This is a genomic window from Eisenibacter elegans DSM 3317, assembly GCF_000430505.1.
GTDB lineage: Bacteria > Bacteroidota > Bacteroidia > Cytophagales > Microscillaceae > Eisenibacter > Eisenibacter elegans.
Map to the genome: position 1 here is coordinate 158,003 of NZ_KE387153.1, position 17,493 is coordinate 175,495.

The window sequence follows — 17,493 nt, forward strand, 5'->3', positions numbered from 1 at the left end:
ATATTAGAAAAAGTTAATATACACATATAAGAAATTGGTTTGGGAAACCTGCACGCTGAGAATCCTTGATAATCAAAGAACTCAAATCCTGTAAATCCACAAATTTTGTGAATCTTGGTATAAGCCTCATCGCTTGCCGACCTAAGGCTTTTGAGCCAATACCATGCGCGCCTTCCCTTGTAAATCTGGCAATATCTCTACTCCCGCAAATCCGTCCTTCTGAAGAAGGTGAACGACTCCTTTGGCATAATTCTCATGGATTTCGAAAAACAACCACCCTCCCTCATACAGGGTTTGGCGTGCATAACGGCTGATGGCTTCATAAAAAAGCAGGGGATTTTGATCACTAACGAATAAAGCTGTATGAGGCTCATATTCCCGCACATTGGCCCGCATCTTGGCCTGCTCGGCAAGCGGGATATAGGGTGGGTTGCTGACAATCGTGTGCCAACGTTGGGCGAGCAAGTTAGGTGATGGACTCAAGATATCATCTTGCCAGAGAGCTGCATTGCGCAAGTGCAGCTGTTCTTGGTTTTGGCGAGCTACCGCAAGGGCTTCGTCGGATATATCTACTCCGCTGACGAGCGCCTTAGGGTTGGCCGCCGCTAGACTGAGGGCGATGCAGCCACTGCCCGTACCGACATCCAACACTCTGGGCTGCAAGCCCTTGAGTGCTTGAGGGTGATCAAGTATGGTTTGTACGAGCTGTTCGGTTTCGGGTCGGGGGATAAGTACCGCCGGAGATACCAGCCAAGTATGCTCATAAAAGTAGGCTTTGCCCAAAATATATTGTAGGGGTTCTTGTGAGGCTAGCCGTGGCAAGGCGGTAGCCAGCGCATTGAGCCAAGGACTGTGAGGCTCCAGCCCTGTTTCGAGCGCCCAACGATGCGCGGAAATTTGGCTCAACTCTTCTATCAGCCAGCGCGCCATACTCCGGCATTCTTGAGGGCTATGGTCTGATAAGTGGCTAGATAAGTACGTTTCACAAGCTGCCAACAAGGCTTGAAAGCTTGTGGGGGTTTCAAAAGGAAGTAGCGCCATAGGTAAACTGTATGCGTGTTTTACAACCCACCGAACATTTTCATAACATCCCCTCGTTTTGCTTCCAAAGGCGAGTTTGTGAAATATCCAGTGGGGTGGGGGTTTTATCAAAAATAAGACATCTCCATACACGAAACAAACTTTGGTGCTATTTGCCTACGCGCTCTCGTAGACAAGGTTGGGCTGTGTTATTTCGCTACAAGCTCTGGCTGAGGTTCGTGGATGCTGTCTGTCAGCGATACTAGCCATTGTTGTTGGCCACCAAAGCATCATTGAGCGCCTCCCAAGAGCTGAAACCCAAAAACTGGACATACTTTTCCTTGGTGCGGGTGTTGAAGTTGTAATGTTCGTAACGCTGTGGCAAAAAAACACGTCTGGTGGATGAACTACTAATCCCTATTAGCGCTGCAGCCCTTTGGTATTGTTGTTCAGACCATTGGGTGTATGGGAATTTCAATATTTGATAATCCATCAAGTCTTTTTCTTGGATTATCTCTTGGCATTTTTGCCAGAGAGCATCTGCCAATTTTTGTTTGAATAATAGCTGTAGCATAGAAGTATCGGGTAAGTTTGGTAAAGATTAAGTCGAAGTATGTAGTGGCCTGTAAGCGTTTGGCTATTCTATAGTGTTGAGATTTACATCACGGAAAAGCCAAAGAAATAGAAGCCTTTGAGTAGCGCTTTTTGTAACATAGAGAATTACCTATTGAAACTTTAAAAAAATCATATTGCAGCTTAATAATTAAAAATTGTAAGTATTTTAGTAAATAAAATCACTCAATAAATACACTTAGATTTGTGGGTATATGGCTTGGTCACGCTGCTGGACATTTTCAAACCCCACAGTTCACAAGAAAGACACAAGTATTGGTGAAAAGGATGCAAGCTGCGTTTATTTATGCTAATATCTACTTGCCGCTCAAGGATTTTCAGTGCGCAGATTTCCCCAACCAATTGTGATTGGGGATAAAATCCCTCTGTACTGTTTCACGGTCGGGGCTGCTTTTCCGAAAATGTCTAGTGGTGTGGTATTCGCCGATTCAGTTATACCTAGGGTCAATGGGATAGTTGGCCAATGCCTTGTATTTCCCCCCCATTTGTTTGAGTACGGCTCGCCAGAAGCCTTCGGCAGCCGTTTTGAAGATAAATTCAGCTCCTAAACGGGTATGAATCCAAGCATTTTGTTTGAGTTCGCCTTCGAGTTGGCCGGCGCTCCATCCTGAATATCCGGCAAAAAACCGCAGCCTTTCAGGATCTATCTGCCCTAGATTGATGAGCGTGGCCAGTTGCTCATAGTCGCCTCCCCAGTAGAGGTTGGGGATAATCTCTTGGCAGTCCTTGATTTCGGGATAATTATGGAGGAAATGTAGGGTGTTGTTGGCCACTGGGCCACCTATGTAGATTCCGAAGCGCTCATCTGATACTTGGGGCAAGACCTCTGGTAGCGACCATTCAGAAGGTTGATTGAGTACAAACCCAAAAGCGCCGTCGTCGTTATGTTCGCACAGCAACACCACACTGCGCTCAAAATTGGCATCGCCCAAAAACGGCTCAGCGATGAGCAGGTGTCCTTTCAAACGTGTGTCCATGGCAAAAAAGTTTATGGTGATAATAGGTGTATGGTGTCAGTAGTAGTAGGTGGTTTATTTTTTATTTTGCTGTGGTAAGACAATCACATAGGGTCGTCGTGTATCGAGTATTGTCAGGCGATTGGTACGTAGCCAAGGGTTATGCCATTTTAATTCTTTGTACGTAACTTGGTGATTTTTGGCGAAGGCGACGAGGTCAAAAATAGGTTGTTCGACCACAATGCTGTCATAACGCCAAGGCTGATAGTGCCGCCCGGCGGGTTGCCCATAGCCCATTGCTTCGGGCTCCTCAAACAATAGTTTGTAGGCTACTGCCCGATAGAGGTATGCATCGGTTTCGGCATAAGTCATTACATCGTAGTAGTTGCTTACGCCCTGTTCGTCCAAGAAGTTCTTCAGCCCTCCCATCCCTATGTTGTAGGAAGCGGCGGCCAAGGTCCAATTTTGAAATTTCTGATGTGCTTGTTTGAAATACAGGCAGGCGGCTTCGGTAGCTCGGAGTACATCGTAGCGCTCGTCTACTTCGGCATTGATACGGAGGCCAAACTCCAACCCTGTTTTTTCTAAAAATTGCCAAAAACCTTTAGCCTGCATGGGTGAAGTAGCTTGGCTAAAGTTACTCTCTACCACGACAAGGTATTTGAGGTCTTCGGGGATGTTGTGTTGGGCTAGAATAGGCTCTATAAGCGGGAACCAGCGTTTGGCGCGCTTGAGGCTCATGACTGTACTGACGTGAAAGTAAGTTACCCTCACCAGCTCATACTCTAGCGCTTCGCGCACCTCAGGTTTATTGAGCGGAACAAGCTCGCCGGCAAAACTAAAACTATCGGGCAAAGCCCTGTGGAGCTGTGCTGTGGGCAGTGGTAGAGAGGCTATGCTGCTATCTACCTGTGCCTGTACGGCTTCGGTGCTAGGCTTTTGGTAGCGCATCTGATACCAAAGTAGGGCTTGCGAAACTGCCAAGAGGCCGAGCAAGCTCCAAAGGGCTATACGTTGATACACAGAGGTTTAAAAATTTGGTTTGAGCAAATATTGAGAGTAAAATTCGTCGATGATTTGCACAGCCTCATCTGGCGTATCTACAATCCGCATTAGCTCTAGGTCTTTGGGGCTGATATTTTTCTCCTCCAGCATCACCGTCTGGTGTAGCCAGTCCATCAACCCTTGCCAATACGTCCTACCTACCAACACAATGGGGAAATTGCCTACCTTTTTGGTCTGTATCAGCGTAATGGCCTCAAACATTTCGTCTAAGGTACCAAAGCCGCCGGGCATCACAATAAAGCCCTGAGAGTATTTCATAAACACGACCTTTCGGACAAAGAAGTAGTCGAAGGTGATGAGCTTGTCGTGGTCTACATAAAGGTTGCTGTCTTTTTCAAAAGGCAACTGAATACGCAAGCCTACCGACTTTCCACCTTCAGAGGCTGCCCCTTTGTTGCCGGCCTCCATAATGCCAGGGCCACCACCTGTGATGACTCCATAGCCGTGCCGTACGAGCTTAGCAGCAATGTCTTCAGCTGTTTGGTAGTAGGGGTGCTCAGGCGAAGTACGCGCAGAGCCAAATATAGACACACAAGGCCCTATCTGGGCCAGTTTCTCAAAACCATTGACAAACTCGGCCATCACCTTAAAAATCACCCAAGCATCCTCTGTCTTGATTTCGTTCCAATTGCGGGTTTCAAAGGCTTTCTTAACTTTTCTTTCTTGTTCGTTCATAGTAATATCCATAATAGGTGATTGATTGTTGTCTGATTACGTCGTTTGGCAGCGACAGTTTTTGCTCAATAACAGCAAAAATAATTGGATTAGCAAATCTGCCTAATGCTTTGGCAGCTATATGTGGAACTAAAGTACCTCGATGACGAGGTTGTGATTGGTATAAATACAGATATCAGCAGCGATGTTGAGGGCTTCACGCACAATCTCCTCGGCGCTGAGGTGTGGGGCGTGGCGTACTAAGGCAAGCGCTGCCGCCTGCGCATACATACTGCCCGAGCCAATAGAGAGCACGTTGCTGTCTGGCTCTATTACGTCACCTGTGCCAGATATTAGCAAAAGCTCTTCGTTAGAAGCCGTAATGAGCATCGCCTCCAGCCTACGGAGGTACCGATCGGTACGCCAATCTTTGGCCAACTCAATGGCGGCCCGGCGCATGTTGTTGCCATAGGCGCTAAGCTTTTCTTCGAAGCGCTCCAACAAGGTAAAGGCATCGGCAGTAGAGCCAGCAAAGCCGGTAATGATATTGCCTTCGGATAGCTTCCGGATTTTGCGTACATTGCTCTTGGCTACAGTGTTGCCCATAGTGGCCTGACCGTCAGCGCCAATGGCTATCTTGCCTTGGTGTTGCACAGCCAATACCGTGGTGGCGTGGATAGTTGGGGGCAAATTTTGTTGAGACATAGTTTTGGAGTAGTTGGTCTTTCAAAAAACAAGCTAATGAAAACATCTTGTCTGGCCAAAAAGTTCCGACTTTTATTCCAAAATACCTCCTAGGTCGCCCAATCAGCCTCCCCGCCCGATATTGTGAACAAGCTTAAAATGAAGCATAGAAAGGACTTGAAAAAACGGGCAAAAAATCCGATATTTACTCCCCCAAACACTAGTATTAGGCACTTTATTTGCAACTACCTATAGCACAGAACAACAATCAACCCACCTCATCGTCAGCGAGGCGTTTTGGGACAGTGTTTTTGTGCCAAATGTGTATTTGCTGTGAGGTAGCGCCTTAACACCCACCAACCCCCTCTAAAAACCATGGAAGAGAGAATACTTAGCCCCCGCGAGAAAGCCAGAAGAATCAACCTGAACCATGGAGCTTATGGCTCTTTCGCCGAAATAGGCGCGGGTCAGGAAGTTGCGGCCTACTTTTTCAAGGCCGGAGGAGCCTCCAACACAGTAGCCAAAACCATGTCAGCTTATGATATGACCTTTAGCGATGCAATCTATGGCCGTGAAGACAGTGGACGTTATGTGTGTGAGCCCCGCCTACTCAAGATGATTCGCCGTGAGTATGGGTTGGTAAAAAAACGATTGGATGAAACAAAGGGCGCAGAGCGTCCTTTTTTTGCTTTTGCCAATACGGTTACTACTATCAACTTTGCCCGTACTTCACAAGGGCACGGCTGGCTGGGTCTGCGGTTTCAGCTCACCCCCCGCACCGAACCCAATGAAGCTGTAATCCATATCCGGATGTTTGACAAGGAAATCCTCGAACAACAACAAGTAGTCGGTATTATGGGAGTAAACCTGATGTATGGCTGCTACTACCTACAAGATAACCCCGAAAAGCTGCTTTGTTCACTGATGGACAACCTCAACTCTGAGCGTGTTGAAGTTGATATGATTCGTATTACAGGGCCTGATTTTACACACATCGATAACCGCGTATTGAGCTTACAGTTGGTCAAAAACGGGCTGTCTAATGCCGCTATCTTTGGCCCTGACGGTACAACCCTCCAAATCTCTGACTTGCTGTACAAAAAAGATATCCTCGCCCTTAGAGGTCGATTCCGGCCTGTTACACTCGTCAATGTGGATATGATGACTACAGGGCTGGAGCAGTTTAAGAACGAAAAAGATGTAAACCCTGATAACATTATCACCATTTCGGAGCTTACACTCAATGATCTCAAAGTAGGAGATGGTATCGATTATCAAGACTTTTTGGATCGGGTCGATATTCTGGGCTCTTTGGGGCAAACGGTATTGATTTCGAATTATCACGAATATTATCGTTTGGTCGCGTTCTTATCCCAATTTACCAAGGGTAAAATCGGCTTAGTGTTAGGTGCTTATAATCTGGAGCAAATATTTGACGAAAGCTACTACGAAAACCTCAAAGGCGGTATCCTAGAATCGTTCAGTACACTATTCAGCCGCAATGTCAAACTGTATGTGTATCCGGCTTATGCCAAAGGCTCTACCACAGAGCTATACACCTGTATCAACTTCAAACTCCCACGCCACCTGACCGACTTGTATGAATACCTCATTGTCAATCAGAAAATAGACGATATAGCAGATGCTGACAAGGCCAATCTTCATATTTATTCCGACAAAGTGTTGGCAATGATCAAAGAGGGTCAAAGCGGATGGGAAAAAATGGTACCCGAGATTGTGGCCGAAGCTATCAAAGAAAAACAGCTCTTCGGCTACGAACCAGTACACAACGTAATTTGATAAACCCAGCCTTTAGGCGTATACTTTATCGAGGTTCCTGCCACTTCTCTGCCCACGACTGCCCTCGTGGGCTTGTTTTTTGGGCTTATTTTTGTGCGAAAACACTGCCGTTTATCCGCCAAGATTGCTTATCTGCCCAATGTTTTTTATCTTGAGGCCTCCGAGGCTATACACCCATGGCCTCTATTTAAACTAACCCCCTCTATTTGCGCTTATGACTAACATTGCAAACAAAAAACTGACCCTTGCCAAACGCCCTGTAGGCGACCCTCAGCCCGACAACTGGGCACTGGAGACAGAAACCATCGACGGACTAGCCGAAGGAGAAGTACTCGTACAGACAGCGTTGCTTTCTATAGACCCTGCTATGCGTGGCTGGATGAACGAAAGTAAGTCGTATATCCGCCCTGTAAAAATCGGAGAAGTAATGCGAGCCCTAGCCGGCGGGAAAGTCATCGAAAGCCGTAACCCCCGATTTACCGCAGGTGATTATGTTACAGGGGCTTGGGGTGTACAAGAATACGCCAAGGGTACTGGCGATGAGTGGCAGAAAGTCGACACAAAGATGGCTCCCTTGGAAACCTATGTCGGTACTCTCGGCCTTACGGGCATGACTGCCTACTTCGGCCTCCTAGATGTGGGTAAGCCCCAAGCTGGCGAAACTGTGCTGATATCAGGTGCTGCTGGCGCTACCGGCTCTATGGTTGGGCAGATAGCCAAGGTCAAAGGTTGCCGCGTGGTAGGCATCGCCGGAGGCGCAGAGAAATGTCGCTATGTAGTCGAAGAGCTTGGCTTTGATGCTTGTGTAGATTACAAAGAAGGTCGCTTACACGCCGAAATCAAAAAACATTGTCCTGAGGGTATCGATATTTTCTTCGACAATGTAGGTGGCGAAATTCTCAACATTGCCCTCGCACACCTGCGCCTCAAAGCACGTGTCATTATCTGTGGTGCTATCTCACAGTATAACAATACCACTGCCCCCGAAGGGCCTGCCAACTACCTCTCCTTGCTAGTCAATAGAGCACGTATGGAAGGTTTTGTAGTCTTGGATTATGCCAGTCGTTATGCCGAAGCCGGTGCTGAAATGGCACAGTGGATGATGCAGGGTAAGATAAAAGGCAAAAACCATATTGTCTCCGGAACAGTCGAAGACTTTCCCGAAACATTGATGATGCTTTTTAGAGGAGAAAACTTTGGCAAACTCATGCTCAAACTCGACTAAAGCCTGCTTAGGTGGCAGTTTTATGCCAGTATTTTACTGACTGTCAAGGGTTTTTAGTGCATACATTTCCCAAACTAATTTTGATTGGGTACCCGTACCAGAAGGGCAAGCCCCCAAGCCTGCCCTTCTTCGCTTCAGCACTCCAGCAGCCAAGCCTGCGCCTCCTGCTCTTCCAAAAAATAACGTGTATCAAAATTGCGTGCCGACACGCGCTCCATCAACTGATCGATGCTCTGCTGCGCAAATGCGTCTGCCGAAACCAAAACAGCTAACCTCCTAACCGTTTCCGTGCCATCGGTAATATGGGCGTGAACCCAAGCTTGCTCCTCTTCTGAGATAATGTAATAAAACAATCGGGCATCCCCCAAAAGCCGCTCCACTTTGTGTAGCCACGTAATACTACGCATTACCTCCATCTCTCGTCTATACCTTTGCTGTGTCAAGTAACGGCTGTTCTCTAGCCACACTTGTCGCAAAAGTTGGTGCCTCTCTTCCAAATAAAGCTTACTAAAATCACTCTGATACAATAACTTATCCATAAAGTACTGAAAAACAGATTATTAACCGGCGCTATTATGTTTGAGGAGACACTAAGTGTCTTTGTTTTTTGGAACATCCTAAAATACCTCAAAAATAAAACTACCGGGCAATTAAATGGTTTGAATGGAATATATGCAGATTCGTTTTTTAAATATACGGCTATAAGTAACAAAATGTTACTTATCGATATAAAACAGCTTCTTATCGATTTTAAGACATCTAATCAACTGACAGAATCTACGAATACCAAATTTTATATCGCATTTATTACTGCTAGTGCTTATAGGTCAGCATTATATAAAAGATTATCACAACATTGGGCGTTTTGAAACAGCAGCTAAGAGACAAGCTGAAACTTTATTTGGGGATAAAATAAGATTTAGCCCAAAGTGGAATCTGGAAAATACCCAGTGGCGTGAGACCCTGTAAATGGAAATCCCCCAAACATTCTCTCTTTGCGTACAGTTTGTTAGCTTGAATACAGTGCTTAGCTTTTTGTGAGCGCTTTGGTATGGGGAGTTTCCTCGTCCAAGGCCGGAGGATGTCCAGCACTGTGTCTCCGTTTTGTCAGATGGTTTCAGATTTTAGGCCCTATCGCTTGTGCGTGAACTCCGATTGATTTTGGGCGATCAGCTCAACCACCAACACAGTTGGTTTGCCACCCACGACCACGAGGTCTGTTATGTTTTGATGGAAGTCCGCAGCGAAACGGACTATGTCAGACATCATATCCAGAAGGTGCTTGGCTTTTTTGCAGCTATGCGTCACTTTGCCGAATGGTTGCGCCAAGGAGGGCATCAGGTCATCTACCTCTCCCTCGACGACCCACACAACGAGCAGTCTTTTGAGGCCAACCTCCGCCACCTCTTAGCCCAAACCGGCGCACAGGCCATCGCCTACCAACTCCCCGACGAGTACCGCCTATCGTTAGCGCTCTCCCAACTTTCGGAAAAACTCGGTGTTTCCATACAGGCCGTTGACACAGAACACTTTTTAAGCAGTAGAGAAGACTTAGGGTTGTTTTTTAAAGGCAAGAAAACTTTTTTGATGGAGTCCTTCTACCGCCATATGCGCAAGCGCTACAACATCCTGATGGACGGGAAGGAGCCACTCACAGGCCAATGGAACTACGATGCCGACAACCGCAAGAAGTACAAAGGTGAACAACCCATCCCCCTGCCCGACCTCCCGACCGAAGACCTCAGCCCCCTTCTCTCGATGCTGGAGCGCTGCGGCATACAAACTATCGGCAGCGTGCAAGCGACACAATTCATATGGCCTACCCGGCGTGAAACGGCTTTGGCCTGTCTGCGCTTTTTTGTGTCGGAATGTCTGCCCTATTTCGGTACTTACCAAGATGCAATGTATCGGGGCGAGCCCTTTATGTTTCACTCTAGGCTTTCGTTTGCGCTCAATGTCAAGCTACTCAACCCCTTGGAAGTAGTAGAGGTGGCTGTGATGGCTTGGGAGGCTGCCCCCGAGCGCATCAGTTTTGCCCAACTAGAGGGTTTTGTACGGCAGATTATCGGTTGGCGTGAGTATATGCGGGGGGTATATTGGGCCAAAATGCCCGACTATGCCCAGCTCAACTATTTTGACCACCAGCGCCCATTACCAGCGTTTTTCTGGACAGGCCAAACACACATGCGCTGTATGGCCGAGGCCGTAGGGCAGTCGTTGCGCTATGCCTATGCCCACCATATCCAGCGGCTGATGGTTACAGGCAACTTCGCACTGCTGGCAGGCATCGCCCCCGATGCCGTCGATGAATGGTATCTGGGCATCTACATCGATGCCATCGAATGGGTCGAAATCACCAACACACGCGGGATGAGCCAGTTTGCCGATGGCGGCATTGTCGGTACCAAGCCCTATGTCAGCAGTGCCAACTATATCGACAAGATGAGTAACTACTGCGGTAGCTGTTTTTATGACAAAAAGAAGCGCTACGGCGAGCGGGCTTGCCCCTTCAACAGCCTGTATTGGCACTTTTATCACCGCCACGAAGGCCTGTTAGCCCGCAACCCCCGCATCGGGATGGCCTACAATACTTGGAAAAAAATGGACACCGAAGAACAACAAAAACTCCTCCAACAAGCTGAAAAATACCTACAAAATCTTGATGAACTCTAAGCCCCCACTAAACACTGGGCTAAGCCACTAATGCAAGAATAAAATCCAAACATCCGTGGTAAACACCTGTAACCGCGAAGGGCGTTAAAGCGGGAAAATATTCGTACATCCGTGGCAAAAAATCAGCTACTAATGCCCGAACCAACCTCAAATATCTGTGCAGCCGTAGTCATAACGCGCCTTAAATCCGTTCTTTGATTTCGGCCCAGAGTTGTTCGAAGGCTTTGGTAGCGGCGGCTCTTGGGGCGAAGCTGGGCAGTGGTGCCAGTTCGATGCCCATTTTTTCTACGTCTGCGGCATAGGGAATCGAGGTGCGCAACACTTGAGGGTCGTTTTGTTGGGTTTGGAGCCAGTCGCGGTGAATCTTTTTGCGCATATCTACCTGCGAAAAAAACGGCATCAGCTTATAGGCCGTGAGGTTGTTTTGAAGGAAATGCGCCTGCACCTGTTGGTAGGTGCGCAAGGATAACGGTGTGGGAATCATCGGTAGCAGGATATAATCTGCCACCAAAAAAATATGTTCTGTGATTAGTGATAGGCCGGGCGAGCAGTCGATAAAAACATAGGTGTATTTCGTATGGAGGGCATTGACCATCTGTTGCATCTTTTTTTCAGACTTTTTGAGGTCATCGAGCACGAGGTCTATCTCCCGCTGGGAGGGGTCGGAGGGGATGAGGTCGAGCTGTGGGTAGTTGCTTTCTTTCACAAACTGCTCGATGTCTTCTTTGGGGTTGAGCAGTTTTTTTACCCCGCCTTTGAGCTTGGGCTTGACCTGATAATAAAACGAGGCTGCACCCTGAGGGTCTGCATCCCAAAGGAGTGTTTTGGCCTCCTTGGCAGCCAAGTAAGCCAGATTGACCGCAGCAGTGGTTTTACCTACCCCACCTTTGAAGTTGTATACTGCAAAAATAGCCATAAGTCCCTCTTTCTTTAGAGTAGTCAAAAATATGCCGCATACATCAAGCCAACATCACCGCCACTAGGCAAAGTTGTGATTATCTTTTGGTGGTGGGCTTGTCCCATTTCTTGACATCACGCAGCAAAAACAACACAATCAGCCCCAAAACTACTGTAGCCGCAGGGACAGCCCAGGCAGAGATTTGTAGTAGGGCAAAATGTAGCAGGCCGGCCAATCCGGCCAGTATCATCCCCCCAAACACAATCACGGCACTGCTGCCGTCTTGTGCGTTCTTGGGGTTGACCGAAAAAGGATAACGGGGGTTGCTGTTAAGCACGAGTACTAGCAATGCCGCTGCTGACACCAAAAGACTAAACAGCGTATCCATCCATACTTTTGCCCCCATAATGAACTGAAGGACAAAAGTCAGTAGAATGAAAATAGGAAATACATATTTCACAAAAACAGCCCAAGCCGTGCCCAAACGCAACAAAGTGGGGCGATACATCGGGCTACTTTCAAATATCCAAGAAGCCTGATAGCTTTCGGAGTATTGTGTGTTGAGGTAAAACATATTGCACAACGAGCTGCCTACATACAGCAAAAACAGGTGTTTGGAGGAAGTGGCTATATCGTCGTACATATCTTGTATTGTCCCTTCAAAATCGCGAAAATACACAATGACAAACACCAGAAACAACCCATATAGCGGGTAGCTCTGTAGTTTGTAGCGGCGCTCGCGCTGGGTGATGAGCCAGGCAAACTCAAAGCCCATCCGCATCTCAGGCCAACGACAAAGGCGCGCCCCAAGACGGTAATACCAGCCCTGTTGGAGGGGCTTTTGTTCGGTAGCCCCATCATTACTCTCCGCGCCAAGGGTGGCAATCATTTCAGTATATTTTTTGGACAAGCTGCTGATGATAAGCCAGATAGCTGTTAGCGACCCCAAAAGCAGCCCAAGGTAGCCATAGTGATAACCCGTCCAGAGGCCACTGCGGAGGCTGTCAAGTAAGAACCCTCCCCAAAGGGGTGCCAATGTCAGTGTCCACCACGCCGGCTGTAAGATTGCCTCTTGGCTGTCAAAGTTTTTAGGCAGCAACATTGGCAGTATCTGATAGCCCGCCGTAAACACAATGGCAAAGGAAATTTGCAGGTACATAATGGCGTTTTTGAAGGTGCTCTCACTGGTGTAGCGTATCAACACAAAGTAGAGCGCAATCACAACGCCCACCGTAAAACAGACAAACAAGCCTACCAACAACACAAACCCAAGCCCTACCAAAGCGCCAAAGCGCCAGCACAGTACCCCAAAGGCAATGACAGACAAGGCCGCCGATATAGAACCGATGTAGAGCAAGATGTGTGTAAAGCGGGCGGCAACCAAGGTTTTTTGGTGGATGGGGCGTGGCAAGAGGATAAGGTTGTCGGTGGTATCAAGTAAGACCGCCGAAAAATCGCTCAATAGGGTCATCCCCAACATAAAAAGTAGCATCGCAAAAAACAGCCCTGCGCTCAGCTCTAGTGTCGGAAATACCAAGATGAGCAAACTGCCTATTCCCCCAAAAAGGGCGTTAACGGCCAAAACAGTGAGAAAAGACTGGTTGCTGTGTTGCTGAGCACCAAAAGTACCCCCTTGCGGGCGGCGGCCATCCGAACGCAACTTGGCCACCACAATGGCCTTGACTTGCGTCACGTCTGCCCCAAAGAGGCGGTATACAAATGCCAGTAGTTGTACTAGCCAAGCTCCTAATAAAGGCATAATTTTTTGAATAGGGAGTGTGAAGTAGGGATGTTAGTTTTGGTATACAATTTCGACAAACTGCGAGGCGCGGTCTTGGTATTCGTGGATGCCAGTCAGTTGGGTGAAAATCTGCTCTAATGAACCTTCTTGGTTTTGTTTGAGCTCGGCAAATGTACCCAAGGCGGCAATACGTCCTTGGTGCAAGATGAAAATACGGTCAGCGACCTTCTCGACCACATCCATCAGGTGAGAGCTGTAAAACAAGGTCTTGCCTTGGGCTTTGAGCCTGCTCAAAATCTCCTTGACCAAAATCACTGCATTGGCATCGAGGCCGGAGAGGGGCTCATCCAAGAAGATAATCTCGGGATTGTGCAGCATCCCCGCAATGAGCAACACTTTTTGGCGCATGCCTTTGGAAAAACTGCTCATTGGTTGCTTATGGTTGTCGGCAAGATCAAACAAGTTCAGCAACGCCATACTCTTCTCCTTGATTTGGGCTGTGGGCATTCCATAAAGCTGGCCTATGAAATATAGGTACTCCGAGGGGGTGAGACTTTCATATAGCACGGCGTTTTCGGGGATATAGCCCAATCGCTGTTTGACCTCATAGGCCTGCTTGCTAATGTCCATTCCCAACACCTGAACATTCCCCTCAAAATCGGGCAAAATGCCTGTGAGCGTCTTGATGGTCGTGCTTTTACCCGAGCCATTGGGGCCGATATAAGCCACCAACTCTCCCTTAAAAATTTCAAAATTCAGGTCTTTGAGTACCGGTTGGTCTGTTGAGGAATAGCTTTTGGTGAGTCCTTGGACACGTATGGCCACTTCGTTCATAAGTATAGTTCAGCTAAATAGTCGTTGTATGGTGTAGGTGCTAAGCATTGTTTGTGTGCTATGGCTTGAGATGCCATAGAATGATTCAAACCCGCTCTAACAAGTAAAGATATACCAAGAGAAGCATAAGGCCAAATATTGCTTGGAGAATATCGGTTGATGCGGTTAAAACACCCTCCATTATGGGTTATTTTTGCAAAGCGCTAGAGGGTGTTGTTTTTTATCGTGGTGCGCTCATTTTGGCTTCTCTGGTTCTCCGCAGGCATTTATATCAGGGTCGAAGGATTTTCAGTGAACACATTTCGCAAAACAATTTTGATTGAGTACAACGACAAAATACACACAAAGAGTGTTTATTGGCATAAACAAGCCCTAAGCCTGTCTAGCTGCCAAAATACTGCACAAAAGCCTCAAAGTTTACAGACTTTCGAGACCGCTCGGGGATGGCAAAAACAATTTTCCTGAATTTGTTAACAAACCGAGGGTTTTGGGTCAGGTGTTCATAAAAATACTGCACAATGGTCTTGGGGTCATTCTGAAAAACCCCACATCCCCAAGCCCCCAACATTTTGGCCGAGGCAAAGTTGAGTACCAATATCCGTGTTTCGCCAGCCGCCACTAATCGTTCGCAGGCGGCCAAGGTGTTTCATCCATTACTTCTATATCGGTGGGCGCTACTAATGTAGGATTGGCTTCGGTGGCCTATAAAGCGGCCTCAAAATCATTTTCCAGATACAAAATACTCCCCTCCAACGTCGCTGTAATAGAAGGCCGTACCAATACCAGTTCTTGATTTTGGTTATGATATTGGCCCTGTTCGATGATACTGCTCGTTTGCTTCGCTAGATTAATGCGCGCTGTTTTTTTCATTGATATCCCAAGGTTTATATGCTTTGAGGATTTTGTTAACTTTATTTTGCTGATTATCAAAAATCTACATCATATACATTTCCCAAACTAATTCCTACTATGTATCAACAGATATGGTCAAAAAGCCTGTACTTCTGCCCTAAACCCTTGCCCATAAAGGTCTTGATTCTGCTGCCGCAGGCTGAGATCTAGGCGTGCACTAGGTGTAGTAGAAAAGCCTCCGTGCTGAAGGTAATACAGCGCTTCTTTGAGACAGGACTCTTCTGGATCGCCAAAATTGCGGCGAACATCATCGGGGCGCAGCGCGTCGGCGGGGAGCCCGTCAAAATAACGCCCTTCGCCCTTGGCATTGGTCATCTCCAAAGACACGGGCACAATCACCTGCCCTTGGTAGCGCCACGCATACGAGCCTACAGGCTTGCCATAGCTATTGTCGCCAATCTGAATGACCTGCATATACGGCTTCAAGCCACTGATAATCAACTCTGACGCAGAGGCCGTGCTGCCTGTAGCGATGACCACTAGCCTGCTCAAGTTGAGGTTGACTTCAGGGGCTTTAAATTTGATGGCTTGGTTTTCGGCGCTTTTCTGTGCGTTGTGTTGGTAGTTGATAAACGTGTTGCCTGTATTGCCGGCAGGCACTAGGGCGCTTGCCAAAAACTCAGCCACACTAATGCGTCCGCCACCGTTGTAACGCATATCCAACACCACCTCATTGACCCCCTCTTGTTGGAAATAACTCAGGGTCTGTTTTAACTCCTCTTGGGCTGTTTCGACAAAATTATTGAAGACCAAATACCCCACTTTTCGTGTACCTGCTTGGTGTACAGAACGATGCAACACAGCATTGATTTGTAGATTTTCTTTTACCAAATTCAGCTCCTGTGTGCTGCCATTGGCTTTGCGAATACGTAAGGCTGTTAGCACTCCCACGCGGTTTTCGCCAAACTCAGCGGCAATATTGCTGATACTGGCCAAATCCTTGCCATTAATCGACAATATCTGGTCGCCACGCTCCAGCCCCGCTTTGCCTGCTGGCGACTCACGGAATACATAACTGATAAACAACTCATTGGCACTCACAAATCGTAAGCCCATCCCGTAGCCCACCAATTGGCCGGCCTCAAAAAACTGAAAGTAGCTAATTTCGTCCTCAATATAACTCCAACGATCTTGCGGATTGCGAATACCTCGAATCAAATCATTGGGCGTTGCATACCGCGACACATCAATGTCGGCGGGCATTTCGGTATTCCACAAATACCACTCCCGCATAAGCTCTACAACCACATTTTTGAATTGTGTGTCAAAATCTGTCGGCTCTACAAACCGTTGCCTACAAGCCGAAAATACCAAAAACAGGCTCAAAAGCACTATTGTTGAGAGGGAGGAATTGTTACACATTGATTTTAGTTGATTGAGGTAATACAAAGTATCAGAACACAATAATAACAATTCCTTCCTAGTCGTGGTTGTGATAGTCCTATTTTTTATCAAAAAATCAACTCTCTAAACACGAAGCAGATACTTTAGAGACACAAAGATTGATTTTGTGCCCTAAGCTTGCTATCTTCGATGCCTACAACGGACACATATATCAAGATTTATTTGAATTAGGGATTTGATTTTCTTGATTCTGAGAACATCCATTTCCAAACTAACTTCCATTGAGTATATATCAAGAGCGACACAACGCTGTATTGTTATGACCAAAACTACGCAAAAACCATATAAAGGCGCAAACAACACTTACTGGGGCAACCTACGCGAGGGGATTTCTAGCTCTTGGAAAGGTCTGGCCATCTCGCTGCGCCACCTCTGGAACGCCCGCCGCCGGCAGCTGCAAGTATATGTGTCGGATGAGCGCTATTTTACCCAGCCCGATGGCGTAGTTACGCTTCGCTATCCGCTCGAAACACTCCCTACACCTGATATTGGGCGCTATCGGCTACACAATGAGATGGACGACTGTATTGTCTGTGATAAATGTGCCAAAATATGTCCGGTGGACTGCATCGAAATCGAGCCTATCAAAGCCACTGAGCAAGTAGGCGTTACCTCTGATGGTTCGCCAATACGCCTCTACGCGGCCAAGTTTGATATCGATATGGCCAAATGTTGTTATTGTGGCCTCTGTACCACAGTTTGCCCTACAGAATGCCTCACTATGACCAAGGCCTATGACTATAGTGAGCAGAGTGTCAGCGACTTGATTTATCACTTCTCTAACCTCAGCCCCGAAGAAGCGCAGGAAAAAATGGATTTGCTAGCGCTCTTCCAAAAAGAAAAAGAAGAGGCCAAAGCACGCAAAACCGCTGAGCCCTCCACCACGGCAAGTGCTGCTGCCAAGCCTGTGGCTAAACCCAAAGCAATTACTCCCAAAACAACAGAAAATACTGAGGCCGCTGCCAAGCCTGTATTCAAACCAAAGGTAAAGCCC

16 protein-coding genes are annotated in these 17,493 nt (G+C 47.3%); 4 read left to right on the plus strand and 12 right to left on the minus strand.

Going from position 1 to position 17,493, the window contains the following annotated elements; translation table 11 throughout:
* Window positions 1-141: 141 nt before the first annotated feature.
* The 6 genes from prmC to hslV all read right to left on the minus strand — a co-directional run bounded on the left by prmC (window position 142) and on the right by hslV (window position 5,033).
* Window positions 142-1,041, minus strand: coding sequence for a peptide chain release factor N(5)-glutamine methyltransferase (gene prmC, locus G499_RS0114340; RefSeq protein WP_051296282.1), 900 nt, complete (start codon window positions 1,039-1,041; stop codon window positions 142-144).
* Between the two features lie 241 nt (window positions 1,042-1,282).
* Window positions 1,283-1,594: a hypothetical protein gene (locus G499_RS0114345; protein ID WP_027000514.1), complete on the minus strand. Its 312-nt coding sequence runs from the start codon at window positions 1,592-1,594 to the stop codon at window positions 1,283-1,285.
* A 487-nt stretch (window positions 1,595-2,081) separates the two neighbouring features.
* Complete coding sequence (locus G499_RS0114350; RefSeq protein ID WP_027000515.1) at window positions 2,082-2,630, minus strand: YqgE/AlgH family protein; 549 nt, start codon at window positions 2,628-2,630, stop codon at window positions 2,082-2,084.
* A 54-nt stretch (window positions 2,631-2,684) separates the two neighbouring features.
* Window positions 2,685-3,632: a lytic transglycosylase domain-containing protein gene (locus G499_RS20165; RefSeq protein WP_035727691.1), complete on the minus strand. Its 948-nt coding sequence runs from the start codon at window positions 3,630-3,632 to the stop codon at window positions 2,685-2,687.
* 6 nt (window positions 3,633-3,638) lie between these two features.
* On the minus strand, window positions 3,639-4,361 hold the full coding sequence (locus G499_RS0114360) for an LOG family protein (protein ID WP_027000516.1): 723 nt from the start codon (window positions 4,359-4,361) through the stop codon (window positions 3,639-3,641).
* Window positions 4,362-4,478: 117 nt separating this feature from the next.
* A complete protein-coding gene (gene hslV / locus G499_RS0114365; protein WP_211231627.1) occupies window positions 4,479-5,033 on the minus strand; it encodes an ATP-dependent protease subunit HslV in 555 nt (184 codons plus the stop codon).
* Window positions 5,034-5,387: 354 nt separating this feature from the next.
* Here hslV and G499_RS0114370 point away from each other — a divergent pair, with 354 nt between their 5' ends.
* Together G499_RS0114370 and G499_RS0114375 are read left to right on the plus strand one after the other, a co-directional pair.
* Window positions 5,388-6,812, plus strand: coding sequence for a hypothetical protein (locus G499_RS0114370; protein WP_027000518.1), 1,425 nt, complete (start codon window positions 5,388-5,390; stop codon window positions 6,810-6,812).
* A 214-nt stretch (window positions 6,813-7,026) separates the two neighbouring features.
* The gene (locus tag G499_RS0114375; RefSeq protein ID WP_027000519.1) at window positions 7,027-8,037 is read left to right on the plus strand and encodes an NADP-dependent oxidoreductase; all 1,011 of its coding nucleotides are present in this window, start codon (window positions 7,027-7,029) and stop codon (window positions 8,035-8,037) included.
* Window positions 8,038-8,171: 134 nt separating this feature from the next.
* Here G499_RS0114375 and G499_RS0114380 read toward each other — a convergent pair whose 3' ends face one another.
* Entirely contained in the window at window positions 8,172-8,576 is a 405-nt protein-coding gene (locus G499_RS0114380; protein WP_027000520.1) for a hypothetical protein, read from the minus strand.
* 601 nt (window positions 8,577-9,177) lie between these two features.
* On the opposite strand from G499_RS0114380, the gene G499_RS0114390 reads away from it, so the two are divergent.
* The gene (locus G499_RS0114390) at window positions 9,178-10,710 is read left to right on the plus strand and encodes a cryptochrome/photolyase family protein (RefSeq protein ID WP_027000522.1); all 1,533 of its coding nucleotides are present in this window, start codon (window positions 9,178-9,180) and stop codon (window positions 10,708-10,710) included.
* 181 nt (window positions 10,711-10,891) lie between these two features.
* Here G499_RS0114390 and G499_RS0114395 read toward each other — a convergent pair whose 3' ends face one another.
* From G499_RS0114395 to G499_RS0114420, 5 genes are all read right to left on the minus strand, one after another.
* On the minus strand, window positions 10,892-11,626 hold the full coding sequence (locus G499_RS0114395; RefSeq protein WP_027000523.1) for a ParA family protein: 735 nt from the start codon (window positions 11,624-11,626) through the stop codon (window positions 10,892-10,894).
* Window positions 11,627-11,705: 79 nt separating this feature from the next.
* Window positions 11,706-13,367 carry a hypothetical protein gene (locus G499_RS0114400; protein ID WP_027000524.1) on the minus strand — a complete coding sequence of 554 codons (1,662 nt, stop codon included), beginning with the start codon at window positions 13,365-13,367 and terminating at the stop codon, window positions 11,706-11,708.
* Between the two features lie 33 nt (window positions 13,368-13,400).
* On the minus strand, window positions 13,401-14,183 hold the full coding sequence (locus tag G499_RS0114405; protein ID WP_027000525.1) for an ABC transporter ATP-binding protein: 783 nt from the start codon (window positions 14,181-14,183) through the stop codon (window positions 13,401-13,403).
* Between the two features lie 382 nt (window positions 14,184-14,565).
* The gene (locus G499_RS0114410; RefSeq protein WP_027000526.1) at window positions 14,566-14,823 is read right to left on the minus strand and encodes a TIGR02452 family protein; all 258 of its coding nucleotides are present in this window, start codon (window positions 14,821-14,823) and stop codon (window positions 14,566-14,568) included.
* Window positions 14,824-15,170: 347 nt separating this feature from the next.
* A complete protein-coding gene (locus G499_RS0114420; protein WP_161627761.1) occupies window positions 15,171-16,421 on the minus strand; it encodes a S41 family peptidase in 1,251 nt (416 codons plus the stop codon).
* Window positions 16,422-16,758: 337 nt separating this feature from the next.
* On the opposite strand from G499_RS0114420, the gene G499_RS20170 reads away from it, so the two are divergent.
* A partial coding sequence (locus tag G499_RS20170) for a 4Fe-4S binding protein (protein ID WP_154658503.1) occupies window positions 16,759-17,493 on the plus strand: 735 nt, incomplete at its 3' end.

What these genes read in the sequence shown, in the direction of transcription:
- G499_RS0114400 (WP_027000524.1), bottom strand. Translation starts at nt 13,367, where the DNA reads ATGCCTTTATTAGGAGCTTGGCTAGTACAACTACTGGCATTTGTATAC.
- G499_RS0114395 (WP_027000523.1), bottom strand. Translation starts at nt 11,626, where the DNA reads ATGGCTATTTTTGCAGTATACAACTTCAAAGGTGGGGTAGGTAAAACC.
- G499_RS0114380 (WP_027000520.1), bottom strand. Translation starts at nt 8,576, where the DNA reads ATGGATAAGTTATTGTATCAGAGTGATTTTAGTAAGCTTTATTTGGAA.
- G499_RS0114350 (WP_027000515.1), bottom strand. Translation starts at nt 2,630, where the DNA reads ATGGACACACGTTTGAAAGGACACCTGCTCATCGCTGAGCCGTTTTTG.
- G499_RS0114375 (WP_027000519.1), top strand. Translation starts at nt 7,027, where the DNA reads ATGACTAACATTGCAAACAAAAAACTGACCCTTGCCAAACGCCCTGTA.
- prmC (WP_051296282.1), bottom strand. Translation starts at nt 1,041, where the DNA reads ATGGCGCTACTTCCTTTTGAAACCCCCACAAGCTTTCAAGCCTTGTTG.
- G499_RS0114370 (WP_027000518.1), top strand. Translation starts at nt 5,388, where the DNA reads ATGGAAGAGAGAATACTTAGCCCCCGCGAGAAAGCCAGAAGAATCAAC.
- G499_RS0114405 (WP_027000525.1), bottom strand. Translation starts at nt 14,183, where the DNA reads ATGAACGAAGTGGCCATACGTGTCCAAGGACTCACCAAAAGCTATTCC.
- hslV (WP_211231627.1), bottom strand. Translation starts at nt 5,033, where the DNA reads ATGTCTCAACAAAATTTGCCCCCAACTATCCACGCCACCACGGTATTG.
- G499_RS0114345 (WP_027000514.1), bottom strand. Translation starts at nt 1,594, where the DNA reads ATGCTACAGCTATTATTCAAACAAAAATTGGCAGATGCTCTCTGGCAA.
- G499_RS0114360 (WP_027000516.1), bottom strand. Translation starts at nt 4,361, where the DNA reads ATGGATATTACTATGAACGAACAAGAAAGAAAAGTTAAGAAAGCCTTT.